Genomic DNA, 18,273 nt, shown 5'->3' on the forward strand with positions numbered 1-18,273 from the left:
CTACGCCGGGCCGTATGCGACCGGGCGTGGAGCCGACCGGCATCACGCCTTGACGTGGGCCTTGATGTAGTCGATCGCCTGCTGCACCGAGGTGATCTTCTCGGCTTCCTCGTCGGGGATCTCGCACTCGAACTCTTCTTCGAGCGCCATCACCAGTTCGACGGTGTCGAGCGAATCCGCGCCGAGATCGTCGACGAAGGAAGCGCTGGCGCTGACTTCCTCTTCCTTCACACCCAGTTGTTCGACCACGATCTTCTTGACGCGTTCTTCGATGCTGCTCATTGGCTGTTGGCTCCGCGAAAGGCTGTTACGGTGGCAAGTGTAAGGGCTGGACCGGGGCGAGGATAGCGCGTTGCCGCCGCGCGGCCCCGGGGTTGTGGATCCGGACCGGGAAACCGGTCACGCAATCCCTTTGGAATCGGCAACTTAGGGCGTGACGCGGCAACGCCGCACCACCCCCGGATCGTTTCCCTCAGGGCATGTACATGCCGCCGTTGACGTGCAGGGTTTCGCCGGTGATGTAGCCGGCGCCGGGACCGGCGAGGAACGCGACCGCACTGGCGATGTCCGCGGCCTGGCCGAGGCGGCCGAGCGCGATCTGGCCGACCAGCGCGCTCTTCGCGTCTTCCGGCAGCACCGCGGTCATGTCGGTCTCGATGAAGCCGGGGGCGACCACGTTCACGGTGACGCCGCGCGAACCGATCTCCTTCGCCAGCGACTTGCTGAACGCGATGATGCCGGCCTTGGCCGCGGCGTAGTTGCTCTGCCCGGCGTTGCCGGTGACGCCGACCACCGAGGCGATGCTGATGATGCGGCCCTTGCGCGCCTTCATCATGCCGCGCATCACCGCTTTCGAGGCGCGGTAGACGCTGGTGAGGTTGGTGTCGAGGATCGCCTGCCAGTCCTCGTCCTTCATCCGCATCAGCAGGTTGTCGCGGGTGATGCCGGCGTTGTTGACCAGGACCGAGATCGCGCCGACGTCCTTGCCGATCGAATCGACCAGCGCCTCGATCGCGCCGGGCACGGCCACGTCGAGTACGCGCCCATAGCCCCCATGCGTCGCGAGCCGCGAGCCGATCGCCTGCGCACCGGCTTCCGAGGTGGCGGTGCCGACGACGGTCGCGCCCTGCGCGGCCAGCAGGTCGGCGATCGCGGCCCCGATGCCGCGGCTGGCGCCGGTCACCAGCGCGATCTCGCCTTGCAGGGGTTGGGTCATGGCAGCTCCCTTTCGTTCGAGCGTTGGAGGATCAGGCGGCCGCCCAGTCGGCGAGCGCGGACTCGAAGTCGCCGACCCCGCCGATGGAGCGCGCATCCAGGTCCCTGTCGATGCGCCTGGCGAGTCCGGTCAACACCTTGCCCGGGCCGCACTCGGCGACGCGCGTGGCGCCCCGGGCCGCGAGCGCGCGCACGCAGCCGGTCCACTGCACCGGCAGGTAGAGCTGGCGCACCAGCGCATCCCGGATCGCCTGTACGCCCTGGTGCACTTCCGCGTCCACGTTCTGCACGACGGGCAGCACCGGTTCCCGCCAGGCCAGGCCGGCCATCGTTTCCGACAGCCGGTTCGCGGCCTCGCGCATCATCGGCGTGTGCGAAGGCACGCTGACGGCGAGCTTCACGGTCTTGCGCACGCCCCTTTCCGCGAGCAGCGCCAGCGCGCGCTCGACCGCTGCGGCATCGCCGCCGATCACGATCTGGCCGGGCGAGTTGTAGTTCGCGGGCACGACCACGTCGCTGTGCGAGGCGGCCTTGCAGACCTCCTCCACCAGCGCGTCCTCGGCGCCGATCACGGCGGCCATCGCGCCGGTGCCGGCGGGTGCGGCGTCCTGCATCAGCTGGCCGCGGATGCGCACCAGATGGGCGCCGTCCTTCAGCGAAAGCGCACCGGCCGCGACCAGCGCCGCATACTCGCCCAGGCTGTGGCCGGCCAGCAGGGCGGGCTGCGCGCCGCCCTTCGCCTGCCATGCACGCCACACCGCGACCCCGGCTGCCAGCAGCGCGGGCTGCGTGTACTCGGTACGGTTGAGCTGTTCCTCCGGCCCACCCTGCGACAAGGCCCACAGGTCGACGCCGGCGCCGCCCGACGCCTCGTCGAATGTCTCGCGCACGACGCGATGCAGTTCCGAGAGTTCCGCGAGCATGCCCACCGACTGCGAGCCCTGCCCCGGGAACACGAACGCGAGTTGCGGATCGGTCACGCCGGCTTCCGGAGGAAAAACAGGGCGCGATGATACGGGCAAAGTGCGGGCCTCGTCTGTACCGGGGCGTATGCCGCGCGGGGATGATCCCTGGAAACCCGGCGTCGCTTGGGGCCGTCGCCGAACCCCGGGCGTTTCCCTCCAGGGTTGTCCTGGCGGGCCTGCCGGCAGCGCACCCTCCTCTTCTTACATCGGCGCATCCCATTTGTCATTCCGACTGCAGGGAGAAATCCCGGGGCAGCAGTCCGCAATGGCGACGGCAGGATTTCTCCCTGCGGTCGAAATGACAGTGGAAGCCGGATCGAAACGGGAAGTGGCGATGACCCATACCCGCGCGCGCCTGCCGGCGCGCCCGCAGGTACAGGATCAGTAGCGCAGCAGCGCCGAGCCCCAGGTGAAGCCGCCGCCGAAGGCTTCGAGCAGGAGCAGCTGGCCGCGCTGGACCTTGCCCGAGCGCACCGCCTCGTCGAGCGCCAGCGGGACCGAGCCCGAGGACGTGTTGCCGTGTTTGTCGACGGTGACAATCACGCGCTCCATCGGCATGTCCAGCCGCTTCGCGGTCGCCTCGATGATGCGCAGGTTGGCCTGGTGCGGGATCAGCCAGTCGATGTCGTGGCGGTCCAGGCCGTTGGCCTCGAGCGTTTCCTCGACCACCGAATCGAGCGCCTTGACCGCGTACTTGAACACTTCGCTGCCGGACATGCGGATGCGCACGCCGGCGTTCTTCTCGCTGGTGTCGAACCCCACCGACACGCCGACCGGGTTCCACAGCAGTTCCTTCTTGCCGCCATCGGCATGCAGGTGGGTGCTGAGGATGCCGGTCTCGGCGTCGGCCTTGAGCACCACCGCGCCGGCGCCGTCGCCGAACAGCACGCAGGTCTCGCGCTCGGTCCAGTCGACCATGCGGGTCAGGGTTTCGGACCCGACGACGAGCACGGTCTTCGCATCGCCGCAGCGGATGAACTTGTCGGCGACCGACAGCGCGTACAGGAAGCCCGAGCACGCGGCGTTGACGTCGAACGCGCCGCAGCCGGCGATGCCCAGCCGCTGCTGCAGCAGGCAGGCCGACGACGGGAAGATCAGGTCGGGCGTGGTGGTGCCGAGGACGATCAGGTCGATCTCCTCCGCCGCCACGCCGGCCGCCTCCATCGCTCGCAACGAGGCCTGCAGCGCGAGGTCCACCGTGGTCTCGCCTTCGGCGGCGATGTGGCGTTCGCGGATGCCGGTGCGCGACGCGATCCATTCGTCGCTGGTGTCGACGATCTTCGACAGGTCGTCGTTGGTCAGCACCTTGGAGGGCAGGTAGCTGCCGGTACCGGCGATACGGGAAAAGATACGCTCGCTGCTCATCTCGGGGACGGCCCTCGGATCGATGCTGGCGGCCTCCATGCCGCGATGTCGCCGCAGCGCGGGCGCCGTCGGCATGCCGATGTCCACCGGGCCCGCACGCGGGCCCGGGACGGGTCAGTCTTCCTCGACGACCTTGACCTTCGGCTGGATCACCTGCTTGCCGCGGTAGTAGCCATCGGCAGTGATGTGGTGGCGCAGGTGGGTTTCGCCCGAGGTCGGGTCGGTGGCGAGCTGCTTGGCCGTGAGGGCGTCGTGGGAACGACGCATGCCACGACGGGACGGGGTGACGCGGGACTTCTGCACAGCCATGGGATTGCTCCAGGAACGATTCGGTTGTTGCGACTGCTCGGATCCGCCATGAAGGCGCGGAACGCGACGATTCTGTTGTTCAACTCTGCTTCTTCAGCGCGGCCAGCCCGGCGAAGGGATTGGCACGCACCTCTTCTTCCGCGGACACCGGCCAGTCGCGCTCGACCGCTTCCGAGCCCGGCTTCACCGGCACCACCGGGATGGCGAGGATCAACTCGTCCTCCACCAGGTCCAGCGGCCGCAGCACGCCGTCCTGCGGCACCAGCAGCGGCTCGTAGCCGGGCGGCAACCCGGCCTCGTCCGCCTCGTCGCGGATCAGGCCCAGCCGCTGCACCGTACGCACCGGGAACAGGAACCGCTGCAGGGTGCGCTGGCATTGCAGCGGCAACTCCGCATCGATCCTCAGTTCCAGGTACGGGACCTGCATGGTGTCGCGATCGAACCCGAGCGCGAAGACCACCTCACCCCCGGCTTCGGACAGCGCGTCGCGCAACCTCGGCAGCGCGGACAACGCGACCCGGCCTTCGAATTCCCGCCGCGCGGCAACCATTCGCCAGGCGTCCAGGATCTCGGGCATTTCCGCGGACATAAGCCGCTGAATTTTAAGGATGCCGGGCGCCCCTGTCAAACCGGGCGCGGATCGCCAACCCCCTGAAGCGGCAGGGAATTTGCCCCGGCTGTCGGCCCACGGCAGACTGCACCCCCGCACCGGGAGCGCCATTGTGACCCTGTTCGTCCTTTCCCTGCTGCTGGTCGCGGTCGTGTTCGGGCTGTCGTTGTGGCTCCGCCGCCGTGGCGGGCGCCGCAACCGGGCGATGGCGCAGCTGCTCGATTCGGCCGATGCGCTGGAGGACCGGCTGCGGGCCGCGCGCTCCGAGATCGAGGCCATCGCCGGCGACGAGGAGAACCCGGTGCGCGAAGCGATGCAGGAAATGCTGCGGCAACGCCTGTGGTTGCAGTTGCACGGCCGCGAGGCGTCGCTGGAGCAGCTCGATACGGTGCGCGCGTCGATCGACGCGGCCCGCGGCAACATCGAGACGCAACTGCTGCAGATCGAACGCGCGCGCGCGTCGCTTCACTGACCGGGCGCCGGGACCGCATGCATCGGCTCGTCCTCGCCTCCACCTCGCGCTACCGGGCGGAGCTGCTCGCGCGCCTGCGCCTGGCGTTCGACAGCGCGAACCCCGACGTCGACGAGCGGCCGTTGCCCGGCGAAGCGCCCGGATCGCTGGCGCTGCGCCTGGCGGGGACCAAGGCCGAGGCGGTCGCGGCGCGGCGCCCGGATGCGGTGGTGATCGGTTCCGACCAGGTCGCCAGCTGCGACGGCCAGGTGCTCGGCAAGCCCGCGACGCGCGAGGCGGCGATCGCCCAGTTGCAGGCGATGTCCGGCCGCGAGGCGGTGTTCCTGACCGCAGTGGCGGTCACCGGGCCCGGCAGCCCCGTCGCCCATGCGCTGGACACCACCACCGTCCGCTTCCGCCCGCTGGCGGACGACGACATCGCGCGCTACATCGAACTCGAGCAGCCGCTCGATTGCGCGGGCAGCTTCAAGTGCGAGGGACTCGGGATCGCGCTGTTCGACGCGATCGAATCGCGCGATCCGACCGCCCTGGTCGGCCTGCCGCTGATCGCGACCGCGCGCCTGCTGCGGGCACGCGGCTTCGCCGTTCCCTGAGGCCGCCCCGGCATTCAGTCCACGGGCTCGACCCGGACCGGGATCTCGCTCCAGTCCTCCACGCTGCCGTCCTCCCCGTGCAGGCGCAGCCCCAGCCAGCGCAGTCCGGGCGCGATCGCGTCGCCTTCGAGCTTCGCGCGGAAGCCCACCGCCGGATGCCGCGGGTCCGTGGAAATCTCCCAGTAGGCCGCCGTTCCCGGGCTGGGCAGCCCGTACTCGGCCATGGCCGCCGCGCCCCCGTCGACCAGCACCTCGACCTTCGACAGGCCCACACCATCCTTGAACGCCCAGCCGACCACTTCGACATCGCCCGAGACGGTGCCGCCGGACCGCGGGGTGTCGATCCATGCCATCGCCGGCGTGACGCAAGCGCGCGCGTCCTCGTCCGCGTCCGCCCTGCGCGCGCGCGGCAATCCCTCCGGCCACGCCAGCAGCACGAAGCGCTGCCGGCCATGGTCGACGTTGAGCACGCGCGGCGCGGGCAGCGGACCGAGCATCCGGCACAGCGCGTGGTAGCGCGCCAGCAGCCCGCGGTACGGCACGTCGCTGGCGCCGACCACCAGCAGCAGCGGCGCGCCGGCCAGCGCCTCGCGGGAAGTGACTTCCAGCCCCCACAACTGCAACTGGGGCGCACGCCCGTGCGCGCGGTTGAGCGGGTGGTCCAGCACCGGGATGTCGGTCTCGCCGAGCGCGAACCCCAGTTCCGCGCCGATCTTGAAGTTGTCGGCCACCAGCCGGGTATCGGCGGGAAGCTCCGCGCGGACGCGACGCACCTCGTCGGCCAGCACGTTCCAGCCCGCGAAGTTCGACGGATACCACTTCAGCGCGGCCGCACGCGCGCGCAGTTCGGGCATGGAGACCGCGACGTGGTAGCCCAGCACCGCCACCAGCCCGAGCGCCGCCAGCGACCAGGTCGAGACGCGCAGCCACTTCGACCATCCGGCGATCGTCGCCGGGAGCAGCGGCAGCAGGGCGACATAGCCCGGCAGCGGCCAGTGGAAGCTGACCCGTTCGGTATCGGCGAAGAAGCCGAGCCCGAAGAAGCCGACGATGACCACTGCCCCGCTGATCGCCAGCAGTTGCAGCGCCGGATTGTCGGCGCGGCGGAACTTCCAGGCCGCACACAGCAGTGCCGCGAACAGCAGCGGCGTCACCAGGATCGCCTGGATGCCGAGGAAGGTGATGCCCTCCCAGTGCAGGGTCCAGGGGTGGCGGTCCACCAGTTGGAAGCGCAGGCCGGCCTCCGCATTCTCGATGTTCCAGGCCAGCAGCGGCATCCACGCCGCCGCACCGAAGGCGACGGCGATGATGACGCGCGGATCGCGCAGCAGCCCGCGTCCCCGTGCGATCAGCAGCAACGCGACGAAGCCGGCGCCGATCGCGGCGATGAAGCGGTAGTGGCTCAGCGCGCCTATCGCCAGGGCGAACGCCAGCTGCACGGCGTTGGCGTGGGTCACGCCACGCAACATCCGCGTCAGCGCATCCAGGCAGAGCAGCGTCGCCAGCGCCAGCAGCACGTCGGGCAGGGCCATCACGCCGAGCATGCCGAACAGCGGAAGCACCAGCGCGGCGCAGCCGGCGATCCAGGCCTGGCGCTCGTCGAATTCGCGCCGGCCGATCGCCACCACCAGCCACGGCAGCAGGGCCGACACCAGCAGGAACAGCGATCTCGCGGCGAGCACGCCATCGCCGAAAAGTTCGCCGCCCAGCCGGATCGACCACGCGGTGAGACCGGGCAGGTCGGAGTAGGCCCAGGCCAGGTGGCGGCCTTCCTGCCAGTAGAACGCCTCGTCGACGAACAGCGGCAGGCGCGCGGCCACCACCAGCTTGACCAGCACGACCGCCGACCAGAGCGTGATGAATGCCGCACGCATGCCGTCCCGTTCCCGCATTGCTACGCAACCCCGCTACACTCGAATCCGTATCGAAAGGAGTGCGCCGTGCCCGCCGCCATCCACGAACCGGCCATGCTAACCGACCGCGATCAAGACGCGTTGACGGCAGCGCAGGCGCAGGTCAACCGGTTCGTGCTCGGCAAGGCGCACGAGGTGCGGCTGGCGTTCGTCGCTTTGCTGTCGGATGGGCACCTGCTGATCGAGGACCTGCCGGGCCTCGGCAAGACCACGCTTGCGCACGCGCTCGCCGCGACCCTCGGGCTGGGCTTCCAGCGCGTGCAGTTCACCTCCGACCTGCTGCCCTCGGACATCGTCGGCGTGTCGATCTTCGACGCGCAGGCGCGGCGGTTCGAATTCCACCCGGGTCCGGTGTTCGCCAACGTCCTTCTGGCAGACGAGATCAACCGTGCACCGCCCCGCACCCAGAGCGCGCTGCTCGAGGCGATGGCCGAGCACCAGGTGACGGTCGACGGCACCACCCACCGCCTGCCCGAGCCGTTCTTCGTCATCGCCACCCAGAACCCGGTGGACCTGTCGGGCACCTACCCGTTGCCCGACTCGCAGCTCGACCGCTTCCTGCTGCGGCTCACCCTGGGCTACCCCCATGAGGAAGCCGAGCGCGCGCTGCTGTCGGGCGAGGACCGGCGCGAGCTGATCGCACAGGCCATGCCCACGCTCGGCGCCGAGGACGTGCTGCGCCTGCGCCGCGCGGTGGCCGGCGTACACGCCGGCGAACCACTGATCGCCTACGTGCAGGCCCTGCTGGGCCGGAGTCGCCATGCCGCCGGGGTCCGGGTCGGGCTCTCGCCGCGCGCGGGCATCGCGCTGCTGCGCGCATCGCGCGCCTACGCGATGCTGCAGGGTCGCAACCACGTGCTGCCCGAAGACGTGCAGGCGCTGTTCGGCCCGGTCGCCGCGCACCGGCTGGTCCCGGGCAGCGAGGCCGGGGACGGCGCTGCGCTGGCCGAATCGATCCTGCGCGGCGTACCGGTCGACTAGGCCGCGTCGATGGCGACGTTCCCTGCCGACGCGATCGTGCATGCGCGTCCGCCGCAGTGGCGGCAGCGCCCCGCACCGCTTCGCGGGGCCGGGGGGTCGACGCCCCGGCGCGACGCCCACGCCAAACCGATCGATACGGCGAGGCCGGCGGCCCTCGCCGCATCCGGACGCTGATGCCGGGCAGGCTGCAGCAACGCCTGCGCGCGCGTTTCGATGCGTGGGTCCGCAGGCGCACCCCACGGTCGCTGCCGGTGCGCTTCGACCGGCACCGGATCTACGTGCTGCCCACGCGATTCGGTGCGTTCTTCGCGATCCTGCTGCTCACCATGGGCGTGGGCGCGCTCAACTACAACAACAATCCCGCGCTGCTGCTGTGCCTGCTGCTCGCCGGTGCCGCGGTGGCCAGCCTGCTGCACGCGCAGCTCCAGCTCACCGGGCTGGAGATCCACGCCATCGGCGCCGAGCCGGTCGCCGCCGGGACGCCGCTGCAGCTGCGGGTCCATGCACGCGCACCGGCCGGCCGCGCGCGGCGCGGCCTGCGCGTCGACTGCGGCGCCGCGTCGGGCGTACTGTCGCTGGACGGGGGCGCAGGCGAAGCGGTGCTTTCGCTGCCCACCTCCCGGCGCGGCTGGCTTGCGCCCGAACGACTGCGTATTTCCACCACGCGTCCGCTCGGCCTCGCCCGCGCATGGGCCTATGCCTGGGCCGAGATGCCGTTGCTGGTCTACCCGGCCCCGGAGGCCGGCAGCCCCCCGCTACCGCAGGGGCGGGGCGACGGCCAGCACTCGCGCCTGGATCCGGCCGGCGACGACGTCCACCACCTGCGCGACTGGCGCCGCGGCGACAGCCGCCGCGCGGTGGCGTGGAAGGCTTCGGCGCGCCGCGATGCGTTGCTCGTACGCGAGTTCGAACAGCCGCTGGGTGCCGACGTCCTGCTGGAGTGGAGCGCCCTGTCCGCGCTGGCCCACGAGGACCGGATCCGCCGGCTGGCCGGCTGGATCGACGCGGCCGAACGCGAGGCGCGGCGCTACAGCCTGCTGCTGCCGGACCACGCGGCGCTCGGTCCCGGTACCGGACCCGCGCATCGCCACGCCTGCCTGCGTGTGCTGGCGCTGATGCCCGGAGAAGCCGATGGCACGCGTTGACCCGCAGCCGCTCTCGCCCGCGGCGCGTGCCTGGTCGCTTGCCGCGGGCGCGGCCTGCCTGCTGCCGCTGCTGCCGCAACTGCCCGCGCCGGTCGCGATCGGCAGCGTCGCGATGGCGCTGGCGATCGGCACGCTGTCCTGGTGGCGGCCGCTCCCCGGCTGGTTGCGCATGCTGCTCGCGCTGGCGCTGGTCGCGGCGGTACTGTCCATGTTCGGTTTCGCGCTGGGCCGCGACGTCGCCTGCGCGCTGCTCGCGGTGATGCTGGCATTCAAGCCCGGCGAACTGGTCACGTTGCGCGATGCGCGCAGCCTGGTCGGCTTCGCGCTGTTCGCGCCGTTCTCCACGTTCCTGCTCGACCAAGGCCCGCTTTCGCTGCTGCTGGGCCTGGTGGGCGCGACCCTGGCGCTGGTCGCGCTGCTGCAACTGTCCGAGGAAGAGTCGGGCGATGCGGCACCGATCCGGCCGTGGCGGCGCGTGTCCACCGTGCTGCGCCTGGTCGCGATCGGACTGCCGCTGGCCCTGGTGGCCTTCTGGCTGTTCCCACGGATCGGGTCGCCGTTGTGGGGAGTACCGGAACGCGTGCTGGCGCGACCCGGCCTGTCGGACGAGATGACGCCAGGCGAATGGCTCGACTTGATGAATGACGACCGGCCGGCGCTGCGCGTGAGTTTCTTCGGCACTGTGCCTTCGACCTCTCAGATGTACTGGCGTGGCCCGGTGCTGATGGACTACGACGGTCGGAGCTGGACGCGTTCGCGTTGGCTCAGCGACCTCCCCGTGCCCGCCACCACCCGTGGGCCGGTGGCCTGGGACTACGAGGTGGAAGTAGAGCCCACCGAACGGCGCACCCTGGTCGCGCTGGAACTGCCCCTTGCCGTGCCCGTCGGGGCCCGGGTTGCATGGGATCACGTGCTGCAGTCCGATGTGCCGCTGGGACGGGTGACCCGCTGGCGCATGCGCGCGTCGCCGCCGAGCACATTCGAGCCGCAGTTGCCCGCCTTGTTCCGCCAGAACGCCCTGCGCCTGCCTGAGGGCTACAACCCGCGCACGGTCGCGCTCGCGCGGCAGTGGCGTCGCGAAGTTGGCGCCGAGAACGATGTGGCCGTGGTCGACCGCGCCATGCGAATGATCCGCAACGAATTCGGCTATACGCTCAGCACCCCGTTGCCGGGACGCCACGCCGCGGACGAATTCCTGTTCGACTGGAAGCAGGGCTTCTGCGAGCACTTCAGTTCGGCGTTCGTGATCCTGATGCGCGCGGCCGGTATCCCGTCGCGCGTGGTGACCGGTTACGTCGGAGGAGACCGCAATCCGATCGGCGATTATTGGATCGTCCGCAACGAAGATGCCCACGCGTGGGCAGAGGTCTGGCTCGATGGCCGCGGCTGGGTGCGGGTCGACCCGACCGCCGCGGTCGCGCCCGAGCGCATCTACGACACCATCGACGACCGCACCGACGGCGGTGGCTTCGGCGGGCTGCCGGGCGTCACCCCCATGCTCGACCTCGGAGACTGGCTGCGACGCGGCTGGAACGACCTCGTGCTCGGCTTCGATGCCGCGCGACAGCTGGCGATCCTGCGACCGATCGGCCTGGACCGGACCGGTGCGCGAGGCCTGGTGGGCCTGTTCGGCGCCTGCGCCGTCCTCGCGCTGGGCTGGATGCTGTGGCTGACCGCACGTGCCGAGCGCAGTGGCGATCCCGTGGTGCGGGCCTGGCGTCGGCTCGGGGCGCGCTACGCCCGTTTCGGCCTGGCCCGCGAAGCCCACGAGCCGGCGCAGCAGTGGGCACGGCGCGTGGCCGCGGCCCGGCCCGCCGATGCCGAGGCCCTGCTCGCACTCAGCGCGCGTTTCGCGAAATGGCGCTACGCTCCGCGCATCGATGCGGACGACCCGCGTCCGCTGATCCGCGACCTGCGCAGGTACCGCCCCGCATGAACCGTCCCCACGGAGCCGCCGCCATGACCGTCCGCCTCCTAGTACCCGCCACGGCGATCCTGCTGCTGGCCGCCTGCGCTTCCCAGCCCAGGCCGCTGCAGGGCGATTACAGCGAGGCCACCCCGCACGCGATGATGCAGTCCGAGGCCAGCGGCACGCCGGTGCGCTGGGGCGGCCGCATCGTGCAGGTGGAACCGCGCGCGGACGAGACCTGCTTCGAGATGATCTCCACGCGCCTGACCACGACGGGCCGGCCGTACTGGGCCAGCGACGACACCAACGGCCGCTTCATCGCCTGCCGTGCAGGCTTCTACGACCCGGCGGTGTTCGAGGTCAACCGCGAAGTCACGTTCACCGGCAGCGTCAGCGGCTACGAGACCCGCCGCATCGGCGAGTACGACTACCGCTTCCCCAGGATCGCCGCCGATGTCGTCTACCTGTGGCCCAAGCGCGAGCCGGTCAACATCATCACCCGGCCCGAGCCGTGGCCGTGGTGGGGCTGGTGGTGAGAGGAGCCGTGACTGGAGGATTACCAGCCTACGGCTGTTGAAAAGCTTTTGGTGATTCGTGCTTGGTGAAAGCAGTTCGCAGGCGCTGCTTTTTTCGAATCACGAATCACGAATCACCAATCACCAATCACCGCTTTCACGCCCCGAACCGCCCCAGCGCCGCGCCCGCCAGCAGGTGCAGGTGGATCTGGAACACGGTCTGTCCGCCGTCGCCGTTGCAGTTCATGACGATGCGGTAGCCGTCCTCGTCGAAACCCTGCGCCTTCGCATAGGCCGCGGCCGCCAGCGCGAGACGGCCGACCACCTCCGGCCTGTCCGCGGGCACCTCGTTCAGGGTCGCGAACGTTTCCTTCGGCACGAACAGCACATGCACCGGCGCCTGCGGCGAAATGTCGCGGAAGCCGATCACGTGCTCGTCCTCGAACACGATGTCGGCGGGAATCTCGCGGCGGATGATCTTGTGGAAGAGGGTGGGCATGGGGGGAGCCGTGATTGGTGATTGGTGATTGGTGATTCGGGATTCGGGATTCGGGATTCGGGATTCGGGAACTTGATCGGAGATCGGAAATCCGTGTCCGGCTCGCGTCGTGCAGAAGGCGCCGGCTTCGCTCTTTCAAATCACGAATCACGAATCACCAATCACGAATCACCGCCCCTCAACCATCTCGCTGCGCGAGCCGAACGCATGCGACAGGGTGCCGCGATCGACGTACTCGAGTTCCCCGCCCAGCGGCACACCATGCGCCAGCCGGCTCGGGCGCGCGCCATGCTGTCGCGAAAGCTGGGCCAGGTAATGCGCGGTGGCCTCGCCTTCCACGGTGGGGTTGGTGGCGATGATCAGCTCCTGCACCTGCCCTTCCTGCAACCGGTCGGCCAGCCGGTCCAGGCCGATCTCGCGCGGACCGATGCCGTCGAGCGGGCTCAGCCGGCCCTGCAGCACGAAGTAGAGGCCGCGGTAGCCGGTCGCCTGCTCGATCGCGAGCCGGTCGGCGGCCGATTCGACAACGCACAGCTGGTGCGCATCGCGCGCGGCGCTGGCGCAGATGGCGCAGACCTCGGTTTCGCTGAAGTCGCGGCAACGCGCGCAGTGGCCGACGCGTTCCACCGCCTCGGACAGCGTCGATGCCAGCCGTCGCCCACCCTCACGCTCGCGCTCGAGCACGTGGTAGGCCATGCGCTGCGCGGTCTTCTGGCCGACGCCCGGCAGGATCCGGAAGGCTTCGATCAGTTGTTCGAGGAGGGAAGACATCGGCAGGTCGTGGTTGGTGACGACCAGCTTGCGGTCGTTGAGAAGCGTCTCGTGACGGGTAAGGCCAGACTCGCTGCGGTGTCTCGCTTTTTCGAATCACCAATCACCAATCACGGCTCCTCAGAACGGCAGCTTCATCCCCGGTGGCAACGGCATGCCGGCCGTGGCGCCGGCCATCTTCTCCTTCGAGACGGCGTCGATCTTGTTGGAGGCGTCGTTGAAGGCGGCCGCGATCAGGTCCTCGGCCATTTCCGGATCGGACAGGACGCTCGGGTCGATCCGGACCTTGCGGCACTCCTTGGCACCGGACAGGGTCACGGTGACCATGCCGCCGCCGGCGCTGCCGTCGACTTCGAGTTCGGCGATTTCCTGCTGCACGCGCTGCATGTTTTCCTGCATTTTCTGCGCCTGCTGCATCAACTGGGCGATGTTTCCACGCATGGGCGTTCTCTAGCCTTCTTCGTAGGGTCGGATGGAATCGGGGACGAGCCTGGCGCCCTGCTGCTGCATCAGCCGCTGCACGTTCGGGTCGGCCAGGAACGCGTTCTCCGCGGCGGCCTGGCGCGCTTCGCGCTGGCGTGCGTTGCGTGCGTGCAGGGTCTCGCCGGCGGCAGGCACGTCGTCGTCGAAACGGATCTGCGGCGCGATACCGAGCGCCGGCGCCAGTGCGCCCGCCAGTTGCGAGACCAGGAACGGCGTCTTCAGGTGGTCGTCGCTGGCGGGCAGCGAGAGGCGCAGCACACCCGCTTCCCAGCCCGCGAACGCGGCATGCGCGGCGAGTTCCCGCACCGGTCCGCGCAGGGCGAGGTCGGCGACCAAGTCCAGCCAGCCGGCTGCGTCGAGCGGGCGCGGCGGGGTGCGAGCACCGGCATCAGCGGCATCGGGCCGCGCGATCCGGGTCGGAGTCTCGGCTTCGGGCGCTGACTCCAGGCCCGAAGCGGCAGCCCCGGCCACGCCGGGCCGCGCTGCGCGCGGTGCATCGATCACCCGCGCCTCCGCGGGCACCCCGGCTTGCGTGGCAGCACCGCCGGCCGCGGCGGACGCCGGCGTCGGCGCAGGCCCGCCCGCCGCGTCCGCCAGGTCCGAATCCAGCGCGGCGCGCGCGGCGGCAGCCGCCGAACCCCTCGCACGGGGCTGGCCCGGAGCGGCGGGCGCGGCGATCACCTGCCCTGCGCCCTCGACCGGCCGGAACGCCAGCATCCGCAGCAGGCTCATCTCGAATCCGGCGCGCGGGCTCGGCGCCAGCGGCAGGTCGCGCCGACCGCCCAGCGCCATCTGGTACCAGAGCTGCACCAGTTCCGGCCGCAGCGCCGAAGCCAGCGCCTCGACGTCGAAGCCGTCGCCCTCGGCCGCCGCGGCGGGCACGAGCTGCTTCACCTGGATCCGGTGCAGGGCCCCGGCCAGCGCATCGAGCACGCCGGCCCAGTCGGGCGAGACTTCCGCCAGCGTCGCTACTTCCGCCATGAGCCGCTCGCCGTCCCCCGTCGACAGCGCCTCGAGCAGCGCGCCGATGCGGGTGCGGTCGACCGTGCCCAGCATCTTTCCCACCACCTCGTCCGACAGCGCGCCGCCGGCGTAGGCGATCGCCTGGTCGAGCAGCGACAGGCCATCGCGCAGGCTGCCATCGGCGGCCTTCGCCAGCTGGCGGATCGCGCCCGGCTCGGCGTCGATGCCCTCGGCAGCGAGGATCATCTCGATCTGGCCGCGGATCTGCTCCTCGTCCAGGCGCTTGAGGTTGAACTGCAGGCAGCGCGACAGCACCGTGACCAGCAGCTTTTCCGGATCGGTGGTCGCGAACAGGAACTTCACGTGCCCCGGCGGCTCCTCCAGCGTCTTGAGCAGCGCGTTGAACGCCGGCTTCGACAGCATGTGGACTTCGTCGATCAGGTAGACCTTGTAGCGGCCGCGCGAGGGCATGTACTGCGCGTTGTCGATCAGGTCGCGGACGTTGTCTACGCCGGTGTTGGAGGCGGCGTCGATCTCGAGCAGGTCGATGTAGCGGCCGGCGTCGATCGCCAGGCAGGTCTCGCACTGGCCGCAGGGATCGGCGCCGGTGCCGGTCTCGCAGTTCAGGCTCTTGGCGAAGATGCGGGCGATGGTGGTCTTGCCCACGCCGCGGGTGCCGGTGAACAGGTAGGCGTGGTGCACGCGGCCCGAATCGAGCGCATTGGACAGCGCCCGGACCACGTGTTCCTGGCCCACCAGCTCGGCGAACCGCTTGGGGCGCCACTTGCGGGCGAGGACGAGGTACGACATTCGCCCATTGTGCCGCGCCCCGGGAAAATCTGCCTGTCCGGGCACGGAACGCGCTGCTCGCGCGGGAAGCGTCCCTTCGCATGAGCCGACGCGCTCGACTCCGCGGCATTCCCCGGATGCGGCTGCGGCCTTATCCGGGCTACGCGGCGCGGGTGACACGGCGTAGCCCGGGTAAGCGCAGCGCACCCGGGGCTAGGTGGCATTCCCGGATGCGGCCTGCGGCCTTATCCGGGCTACGCGGCGTGGGTGACACGGCGTAGCCCGGGTAAGCGCAGCGCACCCGGGGAGCGGCGGCGTTCCCGGATGCGGCCTGCGGCCTTATCCGGGCTACGCGGCGCGGGACACGGCCGTAGCCCGGGTAAGCGCAGCGCACCCGGGATGCCCGGGCGACAGCCACCCCTTCGGGCGGGCGAGGCGGCAGGCTCGATGCGCTCGCCGACGCCGGGCTTCCCGATCGCCCCCGAGCTGAACTCGTCGGCCCGGGAAAGCCACCTGCGACTCGCTTTAACGCCACGCGCCCGCTAAAATCACCGGTCCGATCGGCGGCCGGATGGCCGCCCGGGCGGGAACGGAGAGGTGTCCGAGTGGTTGAAGGAGCACGCCTGGAAAGTGTGTAAGCGTCTAAACCGCGCTTCGGGGGTTCGAATCCCCCTCTCTCCGCCAGTTTCAAGCGGTGTGGTGGTTCGGGTCGCGTGGGTTTCGCCGGCGGCTTCGAAGTGGGGGTGAGAACCCCCGCGGGTTCGACAGACCGCGGAGCGGTCTGCACGGCGAAGCCGCCCGAAGGGCGAGGCGCGCAGCGCCGAGTGAATCCCCCTCTCTCCGCCAGTTTCATGAAACGCCCCGGCAGGGGCGTTTCACTTGTCCAGTCCTATGGTGGCCCCGTCGGCCCCTCGCGACGCTAGATCGAAAACCCCGCCAGGGCCGGAAGGCAGCAACGGTATCGATCGACGCGGGTGCCGAGGCAAGCTGGCGGGGCCATCGCCATTGCGGAAGCTGTGTACGGCTGCCACCCACTCGCCGGCCCCTGGCGGCGGTGATGTTGGGCACGCCGGCACCCTGCCCGCTGCGCGGGGAATCACCAGGCCTGGAACCGGGCCAAGCCACAACCCCTCACCGGGCCCCGGACGCGAGCTCCACGCTCGGCTTGCCGTCCTGCTGGCTGAACACGAACGCATACGACAATCGCAACGCGACCGGGGTTTCCACCGCGTCGGGTTCGGCACAGGCGTCGTCCACGCCGCGGCCGTCGGGCATGCGGCAGACCAGCGCGGGGTCGTAGCGCCACAGCCGTACCGCCTGCCCGACCGCGGCGGCGAAGCGGGCCGCGTGCGACGCCTCGGGCACGCGGCAGCCGTCGTCGCTGCGGGGCGACACGGCGGTGACGGTTCCATCGCTGCCGATGTCGACTTCCACGCACAGCTCCAGCGGCGGCAGGCGCAGCGCCAGGACATCCGGCGGATACGCGGGCATCGGCGACTCCAGCAACTGCGGGAAGACGAACGCCTGGCTGGAATCGAGCTGCATGCGCGTCGCGCCCGCGGGAGGCGGCACCAGTGCCACGTCCACCTTCGCCACCGGCTCGGGCGGGTCCGCCGGCAGGGTCCGGCACCCGGCAACGCAGGCCAGGCCGAGGAACATCAGCAGATGGGCGCGCATCGGGATTCTCCTTCCATGGTGTGGGGCTCCGCCTGTCAGGGCAGGATACCCAGGGCGTCGGGCTGCCGTCCGGTCGCCCAGAACTCCAGCACACGCCAGTCGTCGGCATCGATCACGGCGATGCGGTCGGCGCCACTGATCGCGACATAGATGCGCGGCCGCACGGGGTCGGCGATCACGCCGATCGGCATCGGGCCCTGGCCGAGCATGCTCTGGCCGCTCTCCGCGCCTTCGGGCCGCAGCGCCACCGTCGCCACCAGCCGAGGGTCGGTGGCGTCGAACACGCTCATGCTGCCGGCCATGGCGTTGGTCACCAGGGCATGGCGGCCGTCGGGCGTGAACACCACGCGGATCGGGAAGCCCTCGCTCGGGAGCGTCGCCATCGTCTCCAGCGTGTCCGGATCGTGCACGGTCACCGTGTCCTCGGCGCGGTTGGTCACCCACACCCGACCGTCCGGCGCGACCTCGATGCCTTCGGCGCCCTCCCCCGCCGGCACCTCGTGCGTCTTGCGACCGGTCGCCAGGTCGATGCGCGCCACCGTGCCGGCGGCGATCTTGCTGACGTATGCGGTCGCACCGTCGGCCGCCAGCGCGACCATGTGGCCGACGCCGTCGCCGACCTCGATCGCCTGCACCACCGCACCGGCATCGAGATCCACGCGCAGCAGCGAGCGGCTCTGCTCGGTGGTCACCAGCGCGTGTCCATCGGCCAGCAGGCGGATGCCATGCGGGCGGGCGTGTGCGCCCAGGTCGATCGAACGCGGCGCCTTGCCGTCGCCCATGTCCAGCACGGTCAGCGAGTTGCCGGCCTGCTGGTGCCCGTAGTCGGTGACGACGGCGAGGCGCCGGTCGGGCGACACGGCGATCTCATGCGGCCCCTGCCCGCTGGGGATCTCGTCCAGGCGACGGCCGTCCTCCAGCGACAGGCGCCAGACGGTGTCGTCGCTCTTGTTGCCGACGAGCAGTTCGCCTCTCGCGAACCCCGCCGGACACGGCAGGACGAGAGACATTCCAAGCAGGAGCGGTGCGAATCGCTTCATGACGACCTCTGCGCAGCGACGATACCGGATGGTACCGACCAGGTGCTCGAGCATGGGGT

The 18,273-nt window shown here is 70.5% G+C and carries 19 protein-coding genes, 1 tRNA gene and 2 other RNA genes; 9 read left to right on the top strand and 13 right to left on the bottom strand.

Going from position 1 to position 18,273, the window contains the following annotated elements; all coding sequences use genetic code 11:
* Nucleotides 1-42: 42 nt before the first annotated feature.
* From acpP to FZO89_RS04695, 6 genes are all read right to left on the bottom strand, one after another.
* Nucleotides 43-282 carry an acyl carrier protein gene (gene acpP, locus FZO89_RS04670; RefSeq protein WP_146387575.1) on the bottom strand — a complete coding sequence of 80 codons (240 nt, stop codon included), beginning with the start codon at nucleotides 280-282 and terminating at the stop codon, nucleotides 43-45.
* 190 nt (nucleotides 283-472) lie between these two features.
* Nucleotides 473-1,216: a 3-oxoacyl-ACP reductase FabG gene (gene fabG, locus FZO89_RS04675; protein WP_149102161.1), complete on the bottom strand. Its 744-nt coding sequence runs from the start codon at nucleotides 1,214-1,216 to the stop codon at nucleotides 473-475.
* Nucleotides 1,217-1,247: 31 nt separating this feature from the next.
* Nucleotides 1,248-2,195 (bottom strand): ACP S-malonyltransferase, encoded by a 948-nt coding sequence (fabD, locus tag FZO89_RS04680; RefSeq protein WP_149102162.1) that lies wholly within the window; start codon nucleotides 2,193-2,195, stop codon nucleotides 1,248-1,250.
* Nucleotides 2,196-2,561: 366 nt separating this feature from the next.
* Complete coding sequence (locus FZO89_RS04685; RefSeq protein WP_149104038.1) at nucleotides 2,562-3,545, bottom strand: beta-ketoacyl-ACP synthase III; 984 nt, start codon at nucleotides 3,543-3,545, stop codon at nucleotides 2,562-2,564.
* A 114-nt stretch (nucleotides 3,546-3,659) separates the two neighbouring features.
* Nucleotides 3,660-3,854 (bottom strand): 50S ribosomal protein L32, encoded by a 195-nt coding sequence (rpmF, locus tag FZO89_RS04690; protein ID WP_149102163.1) that lies wholly within the window; start codon nucleotides 3,852-3,854, stop codon nucleotides 3,660-3,662.
* A gap of 79 nt (nucleotides 3,855-3,933) precedes the next feature.
* Nucleotides 3,934-4,443, bottom strand: a complete 510-nt coding sequence (locus FZO89_RS04695) for a YceD family protein (RefSeq protein WP_149102164.1) — start codon at nucleotides 4,441-4,443, stop codon at nucleotides 3,934-3,936.
* A gap of 133 nt (nucleotides 4,444-4,576) precedes the next feature.
* Here FZO89_RS04695 and FZO89_RS04700 point away from each other — a divergent pair, with 133 nt between their 5' ends.
* Together FZO89_RS04700 and FZO89_RS04705 are read left to right on the top strand one after the other, a co-directional pair.
* A complete protein-coding gene (locus tag FZO89_RS04700) occupies nucleotides 4,577-4,936 on the top strand; it encodes a hypothetical protein (RefSeq protein ID WP_149102165.1) in 360 nt (119 codons plus the stop codon).
* 17 nt (nucleotides 4,937-4,953) lie between these two features.
* Nucleotides 4,954-5,529 (top strand): Maf family protein, encoded by a 576-nt coding sequence (locus FZO89_RS04705; protein WP_149102166.1) that lies wholly within the window; start codon nucleotides 4,954-4,956, stop codon nucleotides 5,527-5,529.
* A gap of 14 nt (nucleotides 5,530-5,543) precedes the next feature.
* On the opposite strand, the gene FZO89_RS04710 is transcribed toward FZO89_RS04705, so the two are convergent.
* Nucleotides 5,544-7,421 (bottom strand): glycosyltransferase family 39 protein, encoded by a 1,878-nt coding sequence (locus FZO89_RS04710; protein ID WP_149102167.1) that lies wholly within the window; start codon nucleotides 7,419-7,421, stop codon nucleotides 5,544-5,546.
* Between the two features lie 48 nt (nucleotides 7,422-7,469).
* Here FZO89_RS04710 and FZO89_RS04715 point away from each other — a divergent pair, with 48 nt between their 5' ends.
* The 4 genes from FZO89_RS04715 to FZO89_RS04730 all read left to right on the top strand — a co-directional run bounded on the left by FZO89_RS04715 (nucleotide 7,470) and on the right by FZO89_RS04730 (nucleotide 12,013).
* Nucleotides 7,470-8,423, top strand: coding sequence for an AAA family ATPase (locus FZO89_RS04715; RefSeq protein ID WP_425480418.1), 954 nt, complete (start codon nucleotides 7,470-7,472; stop codon nucleotides 8,421-8,423).
* A 173-nt stretch (nucleotides 8,424-8,596) separates the two neighbouring features.
* Entirely contained in the window at nucleotides 8,597-9,568 is a 972-nt protein-coding gene (locus FZO89_RS04720) for a DUF58 domain-containing protein (RefSeq protein ID WP_149102168.1), read from the top strand.
* Nucleotides 9,555-11,504: a transglutaminase TgpA family protein gene (locus FZO89_RS04725; protein WP_149102169.1), complete on the top strand. Its 1,950-nt coding sequence runs from the start codon at nucleotides 9,555-9,557 to the stop codon at nucleotides 11,502-11,504. Before FZO89_RS04720 ends, FZO89_RS04725 begins: the two co-directional genes overlap by 14 nt.
* 23 nt (nucleotides 11,505-11,527) lie before the next feature.
* Nucleotides 11,528-12,013 carry a Slp family lipoprotein gene (locus FZO89_RS04730; RefSeq protein ID WP_149102170.1) on the top strand — a complete coding sequence of 162 codons (486 nt, stop codon included), beginning with the start codon at nucleotides 11,528-11,530 and terminating at the stop codon, nucleotides 12,011-12,013.
* Between the two features lie 136 nt (nucleotides 12,014-12,149).
* On the opposite strand, the gene FZO89_RS04735 is transcribed toward FZO89_RS04730, so the two are convergent.
* The 4 genes from FZO89_RS04735 to dnaX form a co-directional block, all read right to left on the bottom strand.
* Nucleotides 12,150-12,491 (bottom strand): histidine triad nucleotide-binding protein, encoded by a 342-nt coding sequence (locus FZO89_RS04735; RefSeq protein ID WP_149102171.1) that lies wholly within the window; start codon nucleotides 12,489-12,491, stop codon nucleotides 12,150-12,152.
* 168 nt (nucleotides 12,492-12,659) lie between these two features.
* Nucleotides 12,660-13,262: a recombination mediator RecR gene (gene recR / locus FZO89_RS04740; RefSeq protein WP_149102172.1), complete on the bottom strand. Its 603-nt coding sequence runs from the start codon at nucleotides 13,260-13,262 to the stop codon at nucleotides 12,660-12,662.
* A gap of 120 nt (nucleotides 13,263-13,382) precedes the next feature.
* Complete coding sequence (locus FZO89_RS04745) at nucleotides 13,383-13,703, bottom strand: YbaB/EbfC family nucleoid-associated protein (protein WP_149102173.1); 321 nt, start codon at nucleotides 13,701-13,703, stop codon at nucleotides 13,383-13,385.
* 9 nt (nucleotides 13,704-13,712) lie between these two features.
* A complete protein-coding gene (gene dnaX / locus FZO89_RS04750) occupies nucleotides 13,713-15,518 on the bottom strand; it encodes a DNA polymerase III subunit gamma/tau (RefSeq protein ID WP_149102174.1) in 1,806 nt (601 codons plus the stop codon).
* Between the two features lie 570 nt (nucleotides 15,519-16,088).
* Here dnaX and FZO89_RS04755 point away from each other — a divergent pair.
* The 3 genes from FZO89_RS04755 to ffs all read left to right on the top strand — a co-directional run bounded on the left by FZO89_RS04755 (nucleotide 16,089) and on the right by ffs (nucleotide 16,494).
* Nucleotides 16,089-16,181 (top strand) — tRNA-Ser (locus FZO89_RS04755).
* A 39-nt stretch (nucleotides 16,182-16,220) separates the two neighbouring features.
* Nucleotides 16,221-16,343, top strand: a non-coding RNA gene (locus FZO89_RS04760) — RtT sRNA.
* Nucleotides 16,344-16,397: 54 nt separating this feature from the next.
* Nucleotides 16,398-16,494: signal recognition particle sRNA small type (ffs, locus tag FZO89_RS04765), an RNA gene on the top strand.
* Between the two features lie 134 nt (nucleotides 16,495-16,628).
* Here ffs and FZO89_RS04770 read toward each other — a convergent pair.
* Both FZO89_RS04770 and FZO89_RS04775 read right to left on the bottom strand, forming a co-directional pair.
* Nucleotides 16,629-17,174: a hypothetical protein gene (locus tag FZO89_RS04770; protein ID WP_149102175.1), complete on the bottom strand. Its 546-nt coding sequence runs from the start codon at nucleotides 17,172-17,174 to the stop codon at nucleotides 16,629-16,631.
* A gap of 35 nt (nucleotides 17,175-17,209) precedes the next feature.
* A complete protein-coding gene (locus tag FZO89_RS04775; RefSeq protein ID WP_187471042.1) occupies nucleotides 17,210-18,184 on the bottom strand; it encodes a Vgb family protein in 975 nt (324 codons plus the stop codon).
* Nucleotides 18,185-18,273 lie beyond the last annotated feature (89 nt).

It is taken from the genome of Luteimonas viscosa (assembly GCF_008244685.1).
Classification (GTDB): Bacteria; Pseudomonadota; Gammaproteobacteria; order Xanthomonadales; family Xanthomonadaceae; genus Luteimonas; species Luteimonas viscosa.